Genomic DNA, 18,789 nt, shown 5'->3' with positions numbered 1-18,789 from the left:
GGCGTCCACTCCTCATCGAATGTCCACGACGGGCGGGCGGTAGCGGTGGTCGGCGTACCAGCCGAGGGTCCTGACCAGTCCGAACGCGCGCAGCCTGCGCACCGACCCGTACACGGTCACGTCCTTGCGCAACCCGTAGGCGGCGGTGACGTAGCGGACGCGGTTGACGAGCGCGCGGTCCTCGTGGACGTCCTCGATGCGGGTGCGGGGGAAGCCGCCCGACCGCTCGTACAGGTCCGCGGTGATGGCGACGTTGCAGCCCGGCATCATCACGTAGGGGCCGAGGTACAGCGGGTCCTGGTTGCCGGGCCGGAAGCGCCCGAACATCGCGGCGACGTCGATGACGGCGGGCAGCAGCCGCCGCTCCCAGAACTTCAGCGGGAACTCGTCGGTGCGGGGCAGCAGCGGCCCGGACACCATCTCCAGCCCGTCGCCGAACGCGCGCTTCACCGCCGCGATCCAGCCGCGGGCCGGGAGGCAGTCGGCGTCGGTGCGGGCGATGTGCGTGGCGCCGGCGGCGATCGCGTGCCGGACGCCGGTGTCGGCGGCGGCGCCCGTCCCCTTCTCGGGCTCGTGCACGATCCGGACGTCCAGGTCCGGGTGGGCGGCGGCGAACTCCTTGACGACCCGCGCGGTCCCGTCGGTGCTGCCGTTGTCGACGACGACCAGCGCGAAGCCGGTGTCGGTCTGCGCGGCGAGGCGGCGCAGCGTCGCGCCGATCGACCGCTCCTCGTCGTAGGCGGGGACGACGACCCAGAGCCTCATGGTCACAGCTCCGCGAACATGACGCCGAGGCTGATGCCGCCGGCGAGGCCGACCAGCGCGACGCGGTCGCCGGGGCCGCAGCGCCCGGCGGCGCGGGCGGTGGCGATCTGCAGCGGCAGGCTCGCGGACGCGACGTTGCCGTGCTCGGGCAGCGTGACGACGAGCCGGTCCGCGGGGACGCCGAGGATCGAGCGCAGCACCTCCAGGTAGGGCAGCGTCACCTGGTGGACGGCGACCACCGCGAAGTCGTCCCAGGTCAGCCCGGTCTTCTCCAGGGCCGTCGTGAAGAGCTCGGGGCCGCCGGCGACGAACGCGTCCTTGAGCCGGCGCCCGTCGCCGCTGAAGTAGGTGTACTCGGGGTCGCGGGGGTGCATCGAGCCGCCGCCGGGCAGCGTCCCGACCCGCCAGGCGCTGGAGACGGCGGCGAAGTCGCGGTGGAAGATCCCGCCGTCGGGGGCGGCCTCGACGAGCATCGCGGCGCCGCCGTCGGACAGCGTGTAGCCGGCGAACGCGTCGACGAACTGGGCGCGGTCGCGGACGTTCCAGCGGATCGCGCGCGACGGGCTCTCCCCGGTGCACACGAGGACGCGCTCGTGCTGGCCGGTGCGGATCAGCGCGTCCGCCATCTGCAGGCCGTTGAGGAAGCTGTTGCAGGCGTTCTTCACGTCGAACACCGGGCAGGTCGCGCCGAGCTTGGCGGCGACGATGTGCGCGGTCGCGGGCTCGACGAGGTCCTGCGACGCCGACCCGAAGATCAGCAGGTCCAGGCCGGCGGGGTCGGCGCCGCGCTCGGCGAGGGCGCGGCGGGCGGCGGCGACGGCCAGGTCGGACGCCTGCTCCCCGGCGTCCATGACGTGCCGGGCGCGGATGCCGGTCATCCGCTCGACGATGGTGGGATGCGGCCGGTATCCCGCGCTCTCGGCCGCGACGCGGGCCTCGACCTCGGCGCTGGTGACGGTCCGCTCGGGCAGGTGCGCCGCGACGGCGGTGATGCGGGCTCTCATGGGCTGGGGTTCCCCCGGTTCCTCGTGCTCGGTCGCGGCAAGCCTGGCCGACCCCGGGCGCCTCCGGTGAGGGAGACCCTACGGAACCGCGGCCGGGCCTTGTACCCGGTTCGCCGTGAGTACCGCCACTTATCCGGAATGAGTAGTACCGCCATCCCGGCCGCTTTCCCAACCGGGCACAATCGCCGGATGACCAGCACGAAGACCCTCCACCGGAGCCGCGCGGCCGCGCGGCACGAGGCACGGCTCCTGTGGGCGGCAAATCCCGGCCTTTTCGCGCTCCTGGAGGCCGCCCGCCACACCGGTCCGATCGCCCGCGTCCCCCGGCTCGGGTGGATCGTGACGGACCCGGTGCTCGCCCGGCACGTCCTCAACGACCACGCCGCCTTCGGCATGAACGGCGAGGGCGGCGTCGGCCACCTGTGGACGCAGCTGTTCGGCGACGAGATGGGGCAGTTCTTCGGCGGCGCCCGGCACGCGGAGATCCGCACCCGCGCTCGGGACCTGTTCACCGAGGACGCCGCCCGCGACCTGGTGGAGCGGTCGCAGGGCCCGTCCCACGCCGCGCTCGCCCGCCGGCTCGCCGGCGGCGGCACCGTGGACGTCGCGGACGCCGCGCGCGTGCTCGGCGGGCGGATGGTCGCCGACCTGCTCGGGCTGCCCGCCGGGCGGGACGACGAGGGGTACCGGGACCTGTTCGCCGCCGGGGAGCGGCTCGCCCGGCTGGCGCTCGGCACCACCGCGTCCACCGAACTCGACCCGGCGGTCCTCGCGCGGGCCCGGACGATCGTGGCCGAGATCACCGCCGGCGTCCCCGACGCCTACCGGACGGCCGGGCCGGACACCCTGCTCGGCCGCTGCCGCGAGCTGGACCTCGGCCTGCCGCTCGCCCGCGGCCTGGCGACGCTGCTGGTGATCGCCGGGACCGAGACGGGCGCGTCCGGGACGGTCCGCACGGTGGCGCTGCTGCACGACACCGGGCAGCAGCGGGCGCTGCTGGACGACCCGTCCCTGCTGGGCAACGCGGTGCGCGAGGGCCTGCGCGTCGCGACCCCGGCCCCCGTCATCGGACGGCACGTGAACCGGGACGCGGCGGTCGGCGGGCGGCGGCTGCGCGCGGGCGAGCGGGTCCTGCTGCTGACGTACCGGGCGACGAACGGCGCGGGGCCGTTCGACGTCCGCCGCGAGTACGTCCCGGAGACGCGGCAGCTGTGGTTCGGCGGGGGCCGCCACCTGTGCCTGGGCGCGGCCGTCGCGCGCACGCAGGTGGCGCGGATGCTGGCCACGCTGCTGTCGGGCGGCGGGCCCTACCGGGTGGTGTCGCGGCGCGCGGCGCGCGGCGTCCTCGTCCCGGCGTACGCCGAGCTGCGGGTGCGGCTCGGCTAGGGCGAGGCGGGGCGGGGCGGCTAGACCTCGGGGATCTCCATCGTCGGCGGCGCCGTCGTCGCGGGGGCGGTCGGCGTCGGGGCGGGCGCCGGGGAGTGCGTGATCGTCGGGCTGACCGGGCGCACCGGCTCGGGGTCGCGGGGCGCGGAGTTCCACCACCACAGCCCGAACGAGATCGCGAACAGCACGAGCACGCCGCCGATGAGCTGGAGCACCGCCCGGCGGTGGCTCGGCTCGCCGCGGCGCCGCCGCCGGAACCGGCCGGCCCCGGCGGCGCGCCGGGTGCGCCGCCGCTCCCGGCGGCTCGGCGGGCGGGCGCGCTCGCTCGCCGACGGCTCGGTGAACGCGGCGCTCCGCACGAATTCCTCGTCGAAGACGGGCTCGTCGAAATCTGCGGCCATGGGGGCTCTCCGGCACGGGGGAGGTCGGACGCCCAGGTTAGTCGACCCCTCCGACGGTCCCTCCGGCCGCGTTTCTAGAACGCGTTCTACCTGAACCTCGATGCTCGGGTGAGCAAGCTCACCGGCCGCCTCCTTGATGCGGATCCGCCGTTGTGGCATGTGACTGCGCGGCCCACGTCCGACCAGTTGGGGCTGATCATGACTACCTGGTCACCAATCAAGCACTTGATGGAGACAGAAGTTCAGACTTGAGTCTCATTTGCTCTTGAACCGGCCCTGAAACGGGTTCTACGGTGGGCGCAAGCGCCGTCCTATCGGGAGGAACCGCCGCATGACCGCCACCGTCTCGGAGACCGCCGCCGTCCCCGCCGGCTTCGACTTCGCCTCACCGGACCTGATGGCCGAGCGCATCCCCCTCGCCGAGTTCGCGCTGCTGCGCCGGACCGGCGCGCCCTGGTGGAACGCGCAGCCGCGCGGCGCCACCGGCTTCGCCGACGACGGCTTCTGGGTGATCAGCAGGCACGCCCACATCAAGGAGATCTCCCGCGACCACGAGCAGTGGTCGTCCAACGCCAACGGCGCGGTGATCCGGTTCAACGAGCGGTTCAGCCCGGAGGAGCTGGACGTCCAGCGGGAGAACCTGCTGCTGCACATGGACCCGCCGCAGCACGCCAAGCTGCGCAAGATCGTGTCGCGCGGCTTCACCCCGCGCGTCATCAACGGCCTGCACGACGCGCTCCAGGACCGCGCCGAGCGGATCGTGGCCGAGGCGCGCCGGCGCGGCGGCGAGGGCGACTTCGTCTCCGAGATCGCGGCCGAGCTGCCGCTGCAGGCGATCGCCGAGCTGATGGGCGTCCCGCAGGAGGACCGGCGCCGGCTGTTCGACTGGTCCAACAAGATGCTCGGCTACGACGACCCCGAGTACAACGACGACCCGGCCTGCGCCGCCGCCGAGATCATCGGCTACTCGATGGGGCTCGCCGAGCAGCGCCGCGGCTGCCCCGCCCACGACATCGTCACCAAGCTCGTCCAGGCCGACGTGGACGGGCACGGCCTGTCCGACGACGAGTTCGGCTACTTCATGATCCTGCTCGCCGTCGCGGGCAACGAGACGACCCGCAACGCCATCACGCACGGGATGATCGCGTTCATGGACGCCCCCGGGCAGTGGGAGCTGTTCAAGGCCGAGCGCCCCGAGACCATGGCGGACGAGGTCGTCCGGTGGTCGACGCCCGTCACCGCGTTCCAGCGGACGGCCGTCCGCGACGCCGAGCTGGGCGGCGTCGAGATCAAGGCCGGCGACCGCGTGGCGATGTACTACAGCTCCGCCAACTTCGACGAGGACGTCTTCGCCGACCCGATGGCGTTCGACGTGACCCGCTCCCCCAACCCGCACCTCGGATTCGGCGGCACCGGCGCGCACTACTGCATCGGCGCGAACCTGGCCCGCCTGGAGATCGGGCTCATGTTCAACGCGATCGCCGACCAGATGCCGGACATCGCGCGGGTCGGCGAGCCGCGCCGGCTCCGCTCCGCCTGGCTGAACGGCATCAAGGAGCTGCGCGTCCGGTACTGAGCGCGCCGCCGGACGGCCGGCGGACGACCGGGGGCCGATCGGGGGCCGGTCCCTCTCACCGGGACCCGCCCTGGCCGGAGAAAGTTAGAACACGTTACATTCAAAGCTGAATCGTGTTCTAGAAGGAGACCGCATGGGTACCCCGGTGATCGTCGAGGCGGTGCGCACGCCGCTCGGAAAGCGCAACGGATGGCTCGCGGGCATGAAGCCGATGGCCGTCCTCGCGCACGCGCTGAACGCGCTGGTCGAGCGGTCCGGCATCGACGCCGCCGAGGTGGAGCAGGTCTTCGCCGGCTGCGTCACGCAGGCGGGCGAGCAGGGCGGGCACATCGGCCGCTACTCCTGGCTGTACGCGGGGCTGCCGTGGCAGACCGGCGTCACCACGCTCGACGCGCAGTGCGGCTCCTCCCAGCAGGGCGTCCACCTCGCCGCGTCGCAGATCGCGGCGGGCGTGGTGGACGTGGCGATCGGCTGCGGCGTCGAGGTGATGAGCCGCGCCCCGCTCGGCACCAACGTGATGCCCGCGAACCCGCGCCCGGACGACTGGTCGCTCGACATGCCGAACCAGTTCGAGGCCGCCGAGCGGATCGCCGCCCGGCGCGGCATCACCCGCGCCGACCTGGACGCGTTCGGCGCCCGCTCGCAGCAGCTCGCCGCCAAGGCGTGGGCGGACGGCCGCTTCGACCGCGAGGTCGCGCCCGTCACGGCACCCGTCCTGGACGCCGAGGGCGACCCCACCGGGGAGACCCGCGAGGTCACCCGCGACCAGGGCCTGCGCGAGACGACCGCCGACGGCCTCGGCAAGCTGCGGCCGGTCATGCCGGACGCGCTGCACACGGCGGGCACCTCGTCCCAGATCTCCGACGGCGCCGCCGCCGTACTGCTGATGTCGGAGGAGAAGGCCGCCGCCCTCGGCCTGCGCCCCCGCGCGAAGATCCGGACGCAGGCGCTCGTCGGCGGCGAGCCGTACTACCACCTGGACGGCCCGGTGCAGGCGACCGAGCGCGTGCTCAAGCGGGCCGGGATGACGATGAACGACATCGACATCACCGAGATCAACGAGGCGTTCGCGTCGATCGTGCTGTCGTGGGCGTCGGTCCACGAGCCCGACATGGACACGGTCAACGTCAACGGCGGCGCCATCGCCATCGGCCACCCGGTCGGCGCCACCGGCGCGCGGCTCATCACGACCGCCCTCCACGAGCTGGAGCGCCGCGACGCCGGCACCGCCCTCATCACGATGTGCGCGGGCGGCGCCCTGTCCACGGCCACCATCCTCGACCGGATCTGATCCACTCGTCCGCCCCGGCTACCGTGGCCGGGGCGTACCCATGTTTGAAAAGGCGCGAAAGGCGGTCTCGGTGCAGCCGGAACCTGAGGACCTCGGCGGCGGGCTGTGGAGCGTTCCCGTCCCCATTCCGGACAACCCGCTCGCGTACACGCTCGTGTACGCGGTGGAGAGCCCGAAGGGGCCCGTCCTGATCGACGCGGGCTGGCAGCACGAGGACGCCTGGGCGGCCCTCCGCGACGGCCTCGGCACGTTCGGGATCCAGATGTCGGACGTCCACGGCGTGGTCGTCACGCACTTCCACCCCGACCACTCGGGGCTCGCGGGACGCGTCCGCGAGACGTCCGGCGCCTGGATCGCCATGCACCACGCGGACGCCGACGTCGTCCGCCTCTTCCACGCCGCCGGGCGGGGCGACCGCCGCCGGTTCGAGCTGACCGCGCTGCGCCGCGCCGGCGCCGCCGAGTCCGAGCTGACCGGCCCGAGCGGGCAGGTGTCGGTGGCGCCGCCGGCGATCCCCGACCGGGAGCTGTCGGACGGCGACCTCGCCGACGTCCCGGGCCGCCGGCTGCGCGCCATCTGGACGCCGGGCCACTCCCCCGGCCACATCTGCCTCCACCTGGAGGACGGCGACCGCATCTTCACCGGCGACCACGTCCTGCCCCGCATCACCCCGCACATCGGCCTCTACCCGTACGACACCCCGGACGTGGACCCGCTGAGCGACTTCCTCGGCTCGCTCGACAAGGTCTCGGCCATGGGCGTGCAGGAGGTCCTCCCCGCCCACCAGTACCGCTTCACCGGCCTCTCCGACCGCGCCCGCGAGATCATCGGGCACCACGAGGAGCGGCTGGCCGAGGTGACGGCCCTGCTCTCCCCGTCCGCCACCACCCTGTGGGACCTGACGGCGGGCCTCAAGTGGCGGCACGCGTGGGCCGACATGTCCCAGCAGGCGCGCCGCATGGCCGCCGCCGAGGCCGCCGCCCACCTCCGCACCCTCGAAACGCGGGGAGTCGCCCGCCGCGAAGGCACCGACGACCCCCTGCGCTACGTCCTCCGCTAGCCGTCCCGCTGAGCGTCCCGCTAGCCGTCCGCGGCCTGCACGCCGGCGACGCCGACGTGCAGGACCGCGTCGGCCGCGGCGACGGTCGTCTGCGTTAGGGCGGCGTAGTGGCGGCCTGGTGTCATATCGGCGCGTGTGCGCGCGGGAGGGATTTCGGCGGCGCTTGTCAGGCTCCAGGTGGTGGTGTTGCGCTGCAGGAAGCCCTCGTAGGTGTCGGGTTCGGGTTCGCCCAGGCCGAGGGCTTCGCTGCGTCCCATGCTGCCGATAATGACGGTGTACCGGCCGCCTAGTAGTGAGCCTGCGATGGCTCCGGCGGAGGACCAGCCGATCTCCATTCCCGTCATGCTCATGCTGCTCCGGTTGCGTTGCAGGTGGCTGTTGTGCGCGAAGACCAGGGTCGGACCGCGTTTCGCCTCGATCGTGCGGATATCCAGGAGGTTCCGGGCCATGAGCGCGTCCCGCGTCGCCATCAGGCCCGAGATCCGCGCACTCTCCTCGATCCGCCGGGCGGCCTGCGTGTGGTAGCGGAGCAGGCCGAGGCCCGCGGTGAGGTGGGTGCGGGCGCGGAACCAGGCGGCGCGCGAGGTCGCCGCAATCAGTTCGGGTGCGCGCGCGTAGAGCGAGGTGAGCATGTCGTCGGCGATCGCCCGTGACCGCGCGGCCTCGGGGCCGTCGCCGAGCGACTCCACCGGGTCCAGGATCGCCTCCTGGCGGCTCCACCTCTCGTCGGGGCCGAGGAGGGCCGCGAGATCGAGGTCGAGCCCCAGGTAGTCGCGCGCGTACTCCAGATGGCGTCGCGGGCTGGGGGCGCTCATGTTCTCGGACGGGACGTCGAAGCCGTGGAAGGCCAGCCGTTCTCCGGCGGGGCGGCCCTCGTTGTACTCGCGCATCCAGGCGACCAGCAGGCGGTTGGCGTCCAGGCCGCCGAAGCCGTGCGAGAAGCCCCCGGCCATCGCCGTGTCGAGGTTGCCCGTTCCGTGCTGGACGTAGTCGTCCACCGCGATCGCAGCCACGCGGTCGGTCTCCAGGGCTATGGAGCGGAAGCCCTGGTCCGCGAGTGCGGCGAACAGGTCGTTCCGGACGTCCCCGAACGCCGGTTCCTGGGACGGGTGGGCCGGTTCGCCGAGCGCCAGCAGTTCACATGACGCGGGCACGAAGTCCCGGATCTTCTGAGTCATGTGTCTGAATCGTATCTTTGAAAGAACGGGTGAAGCTTCGGACGCTGCCACCGGGTGACAGCGCCCGAAAGCCTCAAACGCGGGAGACGTCCCCTTCGCCGATGGGGAGGCTCGGCCAGTCCGCGGTGTCCCGCAGCAACTGGCGATCGTGACTCGCCACCACGACCGCGGCCTCCGTGGCCTGGAGGGCCTCGGTCAGCTCGTCCACCAGGGCGATCGACAGGTGGTTCGTCGGCTCGTCCAGCAGCAGGACGTGCGGGCGCGCCGCCAGGGCCATCGCCAGGTCGAGCCGGCGCTGCCGTCCCATGGACAGCTCCCGCACCGGCCTGCCCGCGTCCGCGGACGACAGCAGGCCGAGGGACGCCAGCGAGACCGCCTCGCCCTCGGCGAGCACCCCCGTGGTGATCAGGCGCCCGACGTGGGCGGCGAACACCTCGTGGGCACGTCCGGTCTCCGCGTGCGGCGACTCCTGGGCGAGCAGTTGCACGCGCGCGTCCGGGGCGCGCCGGACCGCTCCCCGGGTCGGCGCAAGCCGTCCCGCCAGTACGGCCAGGAGGGTCGACTTGCCGGCCCCGTTGGGGCCGGTGACGACCGCACGCGCCCCCGACTCCAGCGCGAGCGTGACCTCGTGCGGCAGCCGGGAGGCCACGCACACGCCCTCCGCGCTCAGCAGCGTCGTGCCCGGCCGCGCGGGCAGGTCCGGCATGCGGAACCGCTGCGGCGGCTCCGGCGCGGTCACGGCGTGCCGCTCCAGGTCGTCGCGGCGGCGGTGGACGGCGCGGACGAGCGCCGGCGCGCGGGTGGCGCGCTGGTGCTTGCCCGTGCCCTTGTCCGGCCGCCACCCGGTGACCAGGCGGTTGCGCGCCTCCGCGAGGTCGCGGGTGAGGCGCGCGTGCTCCCCGCGCTGCTGCTCGTACTCCTCCTCCCACCGGCGCAGCTCCGCCTCGCGGCCCTGCCGGTAGCCGGCGAACCCGTCCCCGTACACGGCCGGGCGGCCGTCCCGGCTCGGGTCGAGGTCGAGGATCGTCGTCGCGGCGTCGGACAGCAGCGCGCGGTCGTGGCTGACGACCACGACCCCGCCGGGGTGGGCGCGCAGCCGCGCGGTGAGGAAGGCCAGGCCGGCCGCGTCCAGGTGGTTCGTCGGCTCGTCCAGGAGCAGGAAGTCGTGCTCCGCGCCGAGCAGGCAGGCGAGCCGCACCCGGTAGCGCTGCCCGACCGACAGCTCGGACAGCCGCCGCGCCCGGTCGGTGACCGCGCCGAGGGCCTCCAGGGCGAGGTCGACGCGCCGGTCGGCGTCCCAGGCGTCGAGTGCTTCGGCGGCGTCCAGCGCCGCCGCGTAGGCGTCGTCGGCGCCGGGGCGCCCTTCGGCCATGGCGCGGGTCGCCTCGTCGAACGCGGCCAGCGCGGCGCGGGCGTCCGCGAGCTCCCGGTCGACGGCGTCGCCGACGGTGGCGTCACCGGCGGCGGCCATGGCCTGCTCGGCGATCCCGAACGTGCCGACGCGCTTGACGGTGCCCTCGTCGGGGACCAGCGCTCCGCTGAGCACGTGCAGGAGCGTCGTCTTGCCTCGCCCGTTCTCGCCGACGATGCCCCAGCGGGCCCCCGGCGAGACCGACATGTGCACGTCCCGCAGGACGGTTCGCCCGCCGCGCACGACGCGGATTCCCTCGGCGGCGAGCTGGGCGCGGGCGCGCGCGGGCAGGGTGATGGTGGTGTTCATGCTTCCTCCGGACGGAGGCACGCCCGTCCCCGGAAAGGGGTGAAGTGGGTGCCTTCGAACTGACGGCCCCGCAGAGGGGGGCCCGATGACGAACGTCAGACCGCCCGCGGCTCGTTCAACGCGAGCGGCGGGCCGTCCGGAGACCTGTCAGAGGTACAGGAGCTGCTGAAGCACGGATCCACGCTAGCAGCCGGAACGCGGCGGAAGAAGCGGGTGCGAGCCAGGTCACCTTTGCCCGTCGGCCCCTTGATGAGACTCCAGTCTCATGTTAGAACCTGTTCTAGGTCTGCGGCCAAGCAAGCGCTCAGTCGAGCGATCTCGGCACCGTCCCGGCACGAAGGGTCTTCCATGGCACTCGCGACGTCCATCGCCCCGCACGATCGGGTGTTCCGCGCCCCCGAGATCGACGTCATCGATCCGGGCGTGTACGAGCGCGGGGGCATCCCGCACCGGCAGTTCCAGTGGCTGCGCGACAACGACCCGGTGCACTGGCACCAGGACCCCAACGAGGGCGTCCCCGGATTCTGGGCCGTGACACGGCACGAGGACGTGGTGTCGGTGTCGCGGCGCGCCGACCCGTACTCCTCGCACGAGCGCACCGCGATGTTCGAGGAGTTCTCCTCCGACGACATCGCCATGTACGGGCAGATGATGCTGTTCCAGGACCCGCCGGACCACACCCGGCTGCGGTCCATGGTGAACAAGGGCTTCACCCCGCGGATGATCGGCCGGCTGGAGGACCACATCCGGCGGATCTGCAACGAGCTGATCGACGAGGCCGCGCCGCTCGGCGAGTGCGACTTCGTGGAGCGGTTCGCCGCGCCCCTCCCCCTCTACACGATCTGCGAGCTGCTCGGCGCGCCGCTGGAGGACCGGGAGAAGATCTTCCACTGGTCGAACAAGCTGGTCGCGTTCAACGACCCCGAGTTCATCGGGGGTCGCGAGGAGTCGACGCTGTGCGCGGCCGAGTTCGCCGAGTGGGGCGGGCAGCTCGCGGCGGCCCGGGAGTCCACGCCGCGCGACGACATCGTGACCAAGCTGCTCGCGCCCGACGCGGACGGCGGCAAGATCACGCTGGAGGAGTTCCAGCTGTTCGTGATCATGCTGTCGATCGCCGGCAACGAGACCACCCGGACCGCGACCGCGGGCGGCATGCTGGCCTTCTTCGAGCGCCCCGACCAGTGGGAGCGGCTGCGCGCCGACCGGAGCCTGCTGCCGACGGCGGTCGAGGAGATCGTCCGCTGGGTGAGCCCGATCAACCAGTTCCGCCGCACCGCCCTCGTCGACACCGAGCTCGGCGGCAAGGAGATCAAGTCCGGCGACAAGGTCGTGCTGTTCTACGGGTCGGCCAACCGGGACGAGCGGGTCTTCGACGACCCGTTCAGCTTCGACGTGGGCCGCGACCCGAACCCGCACATCGGCTTCGGCGGCGGCGGCCCGCACTACTGCCTGGGCACCCACCTCGCGAGGCTGAACCTGCGCATCATCTTTGAGACGATCCTGGAGCGGATGCCCGACATCCGGCTCGCCGGCGAGCCCCGCCGGCTCCGCTCCAACTTCGTCAACGGCTACAAGGAGATCCCGGTGAGCTTCACACCGTCCGCCCCGCTCGGGGGCTGACGGCGTCTCCGGACGAGGAGGTTCGAGGCGATGACCACCACCCCCGAGACCACCCCCGACATCGAACTGGTCGACCCCGGCGCGTACGAGCGCGGCGGCATCCCGCACGAGCAGCTGACCTGGCTGCGCGAGCACGACCCCGTCCACTGGCACCACGGCGACCCGGAGCGGGACTACCCCCCGTTCTGGGCCGTCACCCGGCACGAGGACGTCGTGCACGTGTCCCGGCACCCGGAGGTGTTCTCGTCCTGGCGCCGGCTCGCGCTGTTCGACGAGCCGGCGGAGGAGCACCTCGTCCTCCAGCGGATGATGATGCTCAACCAGGACCCGCCGGAGCACTCGCGCAAGCGGAGCATCGTCAACCGCGGGTTCACGCCGCGCGCGATCGGCGCGCTGGAGGAGCACATCCGGGACATCTGCCGGCGGCTCGTCCGGGAGACCCTCGAGCGCGGGGAGCGGGCCGACTTCGTCCGGGACCTGGCGGCGCCGCTGCCGCTGTACGTGATCTGCGAGCTGCTGGGCGCCCCGCCGGAGGACCGGGAGAAGATCTTCACCTGGTCCAACACCCTGATCGGCGGGGACGACCCGGAGTTCCAGCGGACGCCGGAGGAGGGCCAGGCGGCGGCGACGGAGCTGTACGCCTACGCCAACGTGCTGGCCGCCGACCGGCGGGAGAACCCGCGCGACGACATCGTCACCAAGCTGCTCCAGCCGGACGCCGGCGGCGAGGTCCTCACCGGCGACGAGTTCGAGCTGTTCGTGATGCTGCTGTCGGTCGCCGGGAACGAGACGACCCGGAACGCGGCGACCGGCGGCATGCTCGCGCTGCTGGAGCACCCCGAGCAGTGGGAGCGGCTGAAGGCCGACCGGTCGCTGGTGCGGACGGCGGCGGACGAGATCGTCCGCTGGGTCACGCCGGTCAACCTGTTCCGGCGGACCGCCGTCCGGGACACCGAGCTGCGCGGCAAGAAGATCAAGGAGGGCGACAAGGTCGTCGTCTTCTACTCCTCGGCGAACCGCGACGAGGCCGTGTTCGCCGACCCCTGGGCCTTCGACGTCGGCCGGGACCCGAACCCCCACATCGGGTTCGGCGGCGGCGGGCCCCACTTCTGCCTGGGGTCCCACCTCGCCCGACTCGAGCTGAGTGTGCTCTTCGAAACACTTTTGGACGCCGTGCCCAATATTGAACTCAGCGGTAACGTTCGCAGGCTAAGGTCTAGTTTCATCAACGGCATAAAGGAGATGCCGGTGCGTGTGCGTCCGGCGTCCCTCGACTGACGGGAGTGGTGCGTGGGCAGGGGCTGGCGTGGGTGAGGCAGGCGAGGCGGGCGGTCAAGCGCAGGACGGACCGCTCCGGGTCGCCCTGCTCTCGTACCGGAGCAAGCCGCACTGCGGCGGCCAGGGGGTCTACCTCCGGCATCTGAGCCGGGAGCTGGTCGATCTCGGGCACTCGGTCGAGGTGGTCTCCGGCCAGCCGTATCCCGAGCTGGACCGTGAGGAGATCGTCCTCACCAAGCTCCCGAGCCTGGACCTGTACCGGGACGAGGACCCCTTCCGCACCCCGGCCCTCCGCGAGTTCCGCGACTGGGTCGACGTCCTGGAGTTCGCGCACATGAAGACGGGCGGCTTCCCCGAGCCGCTGACGTTCTCGCTGCGCGCGCTGCGGCTGCTGAAGCGGCGCCGGCGCGACTTCGACGTGGTGCACGACAACCAGGTCCTCGGGCTCGGCAACCTCGGCATCGGCGGGCTCGGGCTGCCGCTGGTGACGAGCATCCACCACCCGATCAGCGTCGACCGGCGGATCGAGCTGGAGGCCGCGCGCGGCATCAAGCAGAAGCTCGGCAAGCGCCGCTGGTACGGGTTCGTCGGGATGCAGGCCCAGGTGTCGCGGCGGATCGGCCCGGTGCTGACGGTGTCGGAGTCGTCCAAGGTCGACATCGTCAAGGACTTCAAGGTCGACCCGCGCGACATCGAGATCCTGCCGCTCGGCGTCGACACCCGCATCTTCCACCCGCGCGGCGAGCGCGTCCCGGGCCGGATCGTGGCGATGGCCAGCGCCGACGCGCCGATCAAGGGCGTGGACGTGCTGCTGCGCGCGGTCGCGAAGGTCGCCACCGAGCGGGACGTCCACGTCGTGGTCGTCAGCAAGCCGCAGAAGGACGGCCCGACCGAGAAGCTCGTGCGCGACCTCGCCCTCGGCGACCGCGTGAAGTTCGTCAGCGGCATCAGCGACGACGAGCTCGGCGCGCTGCTCGCGTCGGCGGAGATCGCCGTCGTCCCCTCCCGGTACGAGGGGTTCTCGCTGCCCGCCGTGGAGCACATGGCGTCCGGGACGCCGCTGGTCGCGAGCCGCGCCGGCGCGCTGCCCGAGGTCGTCGGCGACGCGGGCGTGCTGGTCGCGCCCGGGGACGTCGAGGAACTCGCCGCGACCCTGCACCGCCTGCACGACTCCGCCGAGGAGCGGGCGAAGGCCGGTGCGGCGGGGCTCGCCCGCGTCCAGCGGCGTTTCGCCTGGCCGGCCGTGGCACAGGCCACCGTCGAGCACTACCGGGCGGCCATCGCCCAGCAGAACTACCTGCGGCTGGCCGCGAAGGGCAAGTAGGGGACGCCCGCCGGGCGCCCCTGTACGGAAGGAGCACGACCCTGCTGACCGTGGATTTCCAGCGGTTCCGCGTCACCCCCGGAGACCGCGTCCTCGACATGGGATGCGGTGCCGGACGGCACGCCTTCGAGCTGTACCGCCGGGGTGCGCACGTCGTGGCCTTCGACATGGACGCCGACGAGCTGGCGGGCGTCGAGACGATGTTCGGGGCCATGCGCCTCGCCGACGAGGTGCCCGCCGACGCGACCGCCGAGACCGTGCAGGGTGACGCGCTCGACCTGCCGTTCCCCGACGACCACTTCGACGCGATCATCGCGTCCGAGGTGCTGGAGCACATCCCCGACGACATGCGGGCGATGCGGGAGCTGCTGCGCGTCCTGAAGCCGGGCGGGAAGCTCGCGGTGACGGTGCCGAGCTGGCTGCCCGAGCGGGTGTGCTGGGCGCTCTCGGAGGACTACCACACCGCGCCCGGCGGGCACGTGCGGATCTACACCCGCGCCGAGCTCGAGGCCAAGCTGAAGTCGGTCGGCTTCCGGGTCGGCGGCCACCACCACGCGCACGGCCTGCACGCCCCGTACTGGTGGATCAAGTGCGCGGTCGGCGTGGACAACGACGGCAACCCGCTCGCCAAGGCCTACCACCAGATCCTGGTGTGGGACATCATGAAGCGCCCGCTGGCGACGCGGCTCGCCGAGCGGGTGATGAACCCGCTGATCGGCAAGAGCGTCGTCGTGTACTTCGCCAAGCCCGCGACGCCGGGCACGCCCGCGGCCCCGGCCAAGGAGACGGCGGATGCGGTCTGAGACCGTCCCGCCCTCGGTCCCCGGCGTCCTCACCTCCGACGACATCGTCGCCACGGCGCGCAGCATCGCGGCGCAGCAGGAGGCGTCCGGCGCCATCCCGTGGTTCTCGCCGACCGGCGGCGTGCCCGGCCACGTGGACGCCTGGAACCACGTCGAGGCGGCGATGGCGCTGACCGTCGCCGGGTTCGGCGCGGAGGCGCGGCGCGCCTACGAGTGGCTGCGGAGCGTCCAGCGGCCGGACGGGTCCTGGCCCGCCAAGTGGGTGCTGGGCGAGGTCACCGAGCCGGGCGGGGAGTCCAACCACGCCGCCTACCTCGCGGTGGGCGTCTGGCACGAGCTGCTGTCCACCGGCGACGAGGGCTTCGTGCGGCACATGTGGCCGGCGGTCCGGCGGGCGATCGACTTCACGCTGGGGCTGCGCACCCGGCGCGGGGAGATCATCTGGATCCGGCACGAGACCGGCGAGCCGTCCGACCACGCGCTGCTGACCGGCTGCTCGTCGATCTACCAGTCGCTGCGCTGCGCGGTCGCGCTGGCCGAGCACCTCGGCGAGCCGCAGCCGGAGTGGGAGCTCGCCGCCGACCAGCTCGGCCACGTGGTGGCCGCGCACCCGGAGGCGTTCGCCGACAAGAGCCGCTGGTCGATGGACTGGTACTACCCGGTGCTCGGCGGCCCGGTCCGCGGCGCGGACGCGGCGCGGCGGTTCGCCGAGGGCTGGGACACCTTCGTGGTGCCGGGCCTCGGCTGCCGGTGCGTGTCGGACCAGCCGTGGGTGACGGCGGCGGAGAGCTGCGAGCTGGTGCTGGCGCTGGACGCGGCCGGCGACCGCGACCGGGCGCTGGAGCTGTTCACGACGATCCAGCACCTGCGGCACGAGGACGGCTCGTACTGGACGGGCTGGCAGTTCGAGAACGAGCGGCACTTCCCGGGGGACCGGTCCACCTACACGGCGGCGGCGGTGATCCTCGCGGCCGACGCGCTGGCGGACGCCTCCCCCGGCTCCCGGATCTTCAAGGAGGTCGCGGGACGGCCCCTCGGGCCCTCGGAGGCGTCCGATCCGCTGGCGTGCGGGTGCGCGCTCGTTCCCGCGGCCGGCCGCGGCTGAGGCGGCCGACCGCGGCTTGACGGGCTAGGGGGCGCCGAGGGGGTCGGCGTCGCCGACGCGTTCCAGGACGCGCAGCGACCCCGCCTCCCGGCGCTCCTCGAAGGCGCCGCTCTCCAGCGCCCGCAGGTACAGGTGGTAGGGCGCCTGCCCGCCGTCCTTCGGGTCGGGGAAGACGTCGTGGATGACGAGGGCTCCGCCGACGGCGACGTGCGGGGCCCAGCCCTCGTAGTCGCCCCGCGCGTGCTCCTCGGCGTGCCCGCCGTCGATGAACAGCAGCGCCAGGGGCGTCCGCCAGAAGGCCGACACGGTGCGCGACTGCCCGACGATGGCGACGACCTCGTCCTCCAGGCCGGCGGCGCCGATCGTCTTGCGGAAGGTGGGCAGCGTGTCCATGCGGCCGGTGCTCGGGTCGACCAGGGACGGGTCGTGGTGCTCCCAGCCCGCCTGGTTCTCCTCCGAGCCGTGGTGGTGGTCGACGGTGACCAGGACCGTCCCCGCCGCCCGGGCGGCGGCGCCCAGGTAGACGGCGGACTTGCCGCAGTAGGTGCCGACTTCGAGCAGGGGGCCGGTCGCCGCGAGGCGGGCCCCGTAGGCGAGGGCCGTCTCGTAGAGCGCGCGGCCCTCGTCGTCCGGCATGAAGCCCTTGGCCGTGCGCGCGGCGCGCAGCAGGTCCGAGGGCATCTCGCGGGCGGCGTGGGGGGTCGTCCCCGGGTCGGTGGACGCCTTGCTGTGGGTCATCGATCTCCTCCGTCGGGGCACCCTACTATCCGTGCTCCGGGCCGCGAGACGCCAGTCTTGCCCAGCCAGACTGGAACGTGTTCTACTTTCGGGGTGGCCGCCCTTTTCCGAACCTGGTTCGGTAGGTTGGCGGTCACGGCGAACCCCGGAACGGAGAAACGATGAGAGTACGAGTCGACCCGCTGGTGTGCGAGGCGAACGCCGTGTGCGTCGGGCTCGCACCGGAGGTCTTCGACCTGAACGACGACGACGAGCTCCAGATCCTCCAGCCGGACGTCCCGGCCGAGGAGCAGGACCGCGTCCGGCACGCCGTGCGGTCGTGCCCCAAGGCCGCGCTGACGCTGGAGGAGTAGCCGCCCCCCGCCCCCGTCCCCCGTCCCCTCTCCCCCTTTCCTCTCCTCAATGTGGAGGCAGCCATGGCACGTGCCGCGGTCCTGCATGCGGTCGGCGACAAGGAACTCGACCTGCGCGACGACGTCTCGACGATCGATCCGGGTCCCGACCAGGTCAAGGTCAAGATCAAGGCGACGGGGGTCTGCCATTCGGACCTGTCCACCATGAGCGGCGTGCTGCCGTCGGCGCTGCCGACCGTCATCGGGCACGAGGGCGCCGGCATCGTGGCGGAGGTCGGCGACCGGGTGACCGGCGTCCGGCCCGGCGACCACGTCGTCGTCAACTGGACGCCGGACTGCGGCGAGTGCGCCGAGTGCCTGCGCGGCGAGCCGTACCTGTGCATGACCTACCTCGCGCAGTCGTTCAGCGAGCCGGCCTTCCGGCTCGGCGACGGCAGCCCGGCGTTCGGCATGGCGGGCACCGGCACCTGGGCCGAGGAGATCGTGCTCCCCCGGCGCGGCGTCATCAAGGTGGCCGAGGACATCCCGTTCGAGTACGCGGCCCTGCTCGGCTGCGGCATCCCGACCGGGGTCGGCGCCGTGTTCAACACGGCGAAGGTCGCGCCGGGCAGCACGGTCGCGGTCGTCGGCGCGGGCGGCGTCGGGCTCTCGGTGATCCAGGGCGCCAAGATCGCCGGCGCGTCCGCGATCCTGGCGATCGACCCGAACGAGGCCAAGCACCCGGTCGCCGAGCGGTTCGGCGCCACGCACACCGCGACGCTGGACGGCCTGGACGAGGCCAAGGGGCTGCTCACCGGCGGCGCGGGCTTCGACTACGTCTTCGAGGTCGTCGGCAAGTCCGCGGCGATCACCACGGCGTGGAACGCCACCCGGCGCGGCGGCGACGTCATCGTGGTCGGCGCCGGCGCCGCCGACGACAGCTGGAGCCAGACCGCGTTCGCGCTGCTGTTCGACGGCAAGAGCCTCAAGGCGTCCCTGTACGGCGGCTGCGACCTGAAGCGCGACATCCCGATGTTCGTCGACCTGTGGCGGGCCGGGAAGCTCGACATCGACGGCCTCATCACCCGCCGGATCGGCTTCGGCGACCTCAACGACGCCGTCCGGGCGCTCGCCGACGGCGAAGTGATCCGCCAGGTCGTCCTGTTCGACTGAGAACGGCGCCCGCGGAGACCGCGACGAGGCGCGGC

Annotated in this window: 17 protein-coding genes; 11 read left to right on the top strand and 6 right to left on the bottom strand. The window is 72.9% G+C overall.

Features of this window, described 5'->3' with window-relative positions:
• Positions 1-12 precede the first annotated feature (12 nt).
• On the bottom strand, positions 13-765 hold the full coding sequence (locus ACGFI1_RS10170; RefSeq protein WP_386867616.1) for a glycosyltransferase family 2 protein: 753 nt from the start codon (positions 763-765) through the stop codon (positions 13-15).
• A gap of 2 nt (positions 766-767) precedes the next feature.
• Positions 768-1,769 carry a 3-oxoacyl-ACP synthase III family protein gene (locus tag ACGFI1_RS10165; protein ID WP_392784488.1) on the bottom strand — a complete coding sequence of 334 codons (1,002 nt, stop codon included), beginning with the start codon at positions 1,767-1,769 and terminating at the stop codon, positions 768-770.
• 189 nt (positions 1,770-1,958) lie between these two features.
• Here ACGFI1_RS10165 and ACGFI1_RS10160 point away from each other — a divergent pair, with 189 nt between their 5' ends.
• Entirely contained in the window at positions 1,959-3,155 is a 1,197-nt protein-coding gene (locus ACGFI1_RS10160; protein ID WP_386867619.1) for a cytochrome P450, read from the top strand.
• 20 nt (positions 3,156-3,175) lie between these two features.
• On the opposite strand, the gene ACGFI1_RS10155 is transcribed toward ACGFI1_RS10160, so the two are convergent.
• Positions 3,176-3,556 carry an SCO2583/SCO2584 N-terminal domain-containing protein gene (locus ACGFI1_RS10155; RefSeq protein WP_386867621.1) on the bottom strand — a complete coding sequence of 127 codons (381 nt, stop codon included), beginning with the start codon at positions 3,554-3,556 and terminating at the stop codon, positions 3,176-3,178.
• Positions 3,557-3,887: 331 nt separating this feature from the next.
• Between ACGFI1_RS10155 and ACGFI1_RS10150 the strand changes: the two genes are divergently transcribed.
• The 3 genes from ACGFI1_RS10150 (at position 3,888) to ACGFI1_RS10140 (ending at position 7,483) form a co-directional block, all read left to right on the top strand.
• On the top strand, positions 3,888-5,132 hold the full coding sequence (locus tag ACGFI1_RS10150) for a cytochrome P450 (protein WP_386867623.1): 1,245 nt from the start codon (positions 3,888-3,890) through the stop codon (positions 5,130-5,132).
• Between the two features lie 133 nt (positions 5,133-5,265).
• Positions 5,266-6,423, top strand: a complete 1,158-nt coding sequence (locus ACGFI1_RS10145; protein WP_301175294.1) for a steroid 3-ketoacyl-CoA thiolase — start codon at positions 5,266-5,268, stop codon at positions 6,421-6,423.
• A gap of 40 nt (positions 6,424-6,463) precedes the next feature.
• Positions 6,464-7,483 carry an MBL fold metallo-hydrolase gene (locus tag ACGFI1_RS10140; protein ID WP_387071745.1) on the top strand — a complete coding sequence of 340 codons (1,020 nt, stop codon included), beginning with the start codon at positions 6,464-6,466 and terminating at the stop codon, positions 7,481-7,483.
• 20 nt (positions 7,484-7,503) lie between these two features.
• Here ACGFI1_RS10140 and ACGFI1_RS10135 read toward each other — a convergent pair whose 3' ends face one another.
• Positions 7,504-8,661 (bottom strand): erythromycin esterase family protein, encoded by a 1,158-nt coding sequence (locus ACGFI1_RS10135; RefSeq protein WP_392784486.1) that lies wholly within the window; start codon positions 8,659-8,661, stop codon positions 7,504-7,506.
• Between the two features lie 73 nt (positions 8,662-8,734).
• On the bottom strand, positions 8,735-10,381 hold the full coding sequence (locus tag ACGFI1_RS10130) for an ABC-F family ATP-binding cassette domain-containing protein (protein WP_392784484.1): 1,647 nt from the start codon (positions 10,379-10,381) through the stop codon (positions 8,735-8,737).
• Between the two features lie 348 nt (positions 10,382-10,729).
• Here ACGFI1_RS10130 and ACGFI1_RS10125 point away from each other — a divergent pair, with 348 nt between their 5' ends.
• From ACGFI1_RS10125 to ACGFI1_RS10105, 5 genes are read left to right on the top strand one after another with little or no spacing between them, the layout of a single operon-like run.
• Positions 10,730-12,001, top strand: coding sequence for a cytochrome P450 (locus ACGFI1_RS10125; RefSeq protein WP_392784482.1), 1,272 nt, complete (start codon positions 10,730-10,732; stop codon positions 11,999-12,001).
• A gap of 30 nt (positions 12,002-12,031) precedes the next feature.
• Entirely contained in the window at positions 12,032-13,279 is a 1,248-nt protein-coding gene (locus ACGFI1_RS10120; protein ID WP_364552856.1) for a cytochrome P450, read from the top strand.
• A 28-nt stretch (positions 13,280-13,307) separates the two neighbouring features.
• Positions 13,308-14,603, top strand: a complete 1,296-nt coding sequence (locus ACGFI1_RS10115; RefSeq protein WP_138639483.1) for a glycosyltransferase family 4 protein — start codon at positions 13,308-13,310, stop codon at positions 14,601-14,603.
• Positions 14,604-14,644: 41 nt separating this feature from the next.
• A complete protein-coding gene (locus ACGFI1_RS10110) occupies positions 14,645-15,406 on the top strand; it encodes a class I SAM-dependent methyltransferase (RefSeq protein WP_171069270.1) in 762 nt (253 codons plus the stop codon).
• Positions 15,396-16,511 (top strand): prenyltransferase, encoded by a 1,116-nt coding sequence (locus tag ACGFI1_RS10105; RefSeq protein WP_386867634.1) that lies wholly within the window; start codon positions 15,396-15,398, stop codon positions 16,509-16,511. The genes ACGFI1_RS10110 and ACGFI1_RS10105 overlap by 11 nt, the downstream gene beginning before the upstream one ends.
• 24 nt (positions 16,512-16,535) lie before the next feature.
• Here ACGFI1_RS10105 and ACGFI1_RS10100 read toward each other — a convergent pair whose 3' ends face one another.
• On the bottom strand, positions 16,536-17,249 hold the full coding sequence (locus tag ACGFI1_RS10100) for a class I SAM-dependent methyltransferase (protein WP_392784479.1): 714 nt from the start codon (positions 17,247-17,249) through the stop codon (positions 16,536-16,538).
• A gap of 161 nt (positions 17,250-17,410) precedes the next feature.
• Between ACGFI1_RS10100 and ACGFI1_RS10095 the strand changes: the two genes are divergently transcribed.
• Together ACGFI1_RS10095 and ACGFI1_RS10090 are read left to right on the top strand one after the other, a co-directional pair.
• Entirely contained in the window at positions 17,411-17,602 is a 192-nt protein-coding gene (locus ACGFI1_RS10095) for a ferredoxin (RefSeq protein WP_149264150.1), read from the top strand.
• 63 nt (positions 17,603-17,665) lie between these two features.
• On the top strand, positions 17,666-18,754 hold the full coding sequence (locus ACGFI1_RS10090; RefSeq protein WP_392784477.1) for an alcohol dehydrogenase catalytic domain-containing protein: 1,089 nt from the start codon (positions 17,666-17,668) through the stop codon (positions 18,752-18,754).
• The last annotated feature ends 35 nt before the right edge of the window (positions 18,755-18,789 follow it).

The sequence above is a fragment of the Actinomadura geliboluensis genome, from assembly GCF_043197915.1.
Taxonomy (GTDB): Bacteria; Actinomycetota; Actinomycetes; order Streptosporangiales; family Streptosporangiaceae; genus Spirillospora; species Spirillospora geliboluensis.
Note: the sequence above shows the minus strand (reverse complement) of the source record. Positions and strands in the feature narration are given on the sequence as shown.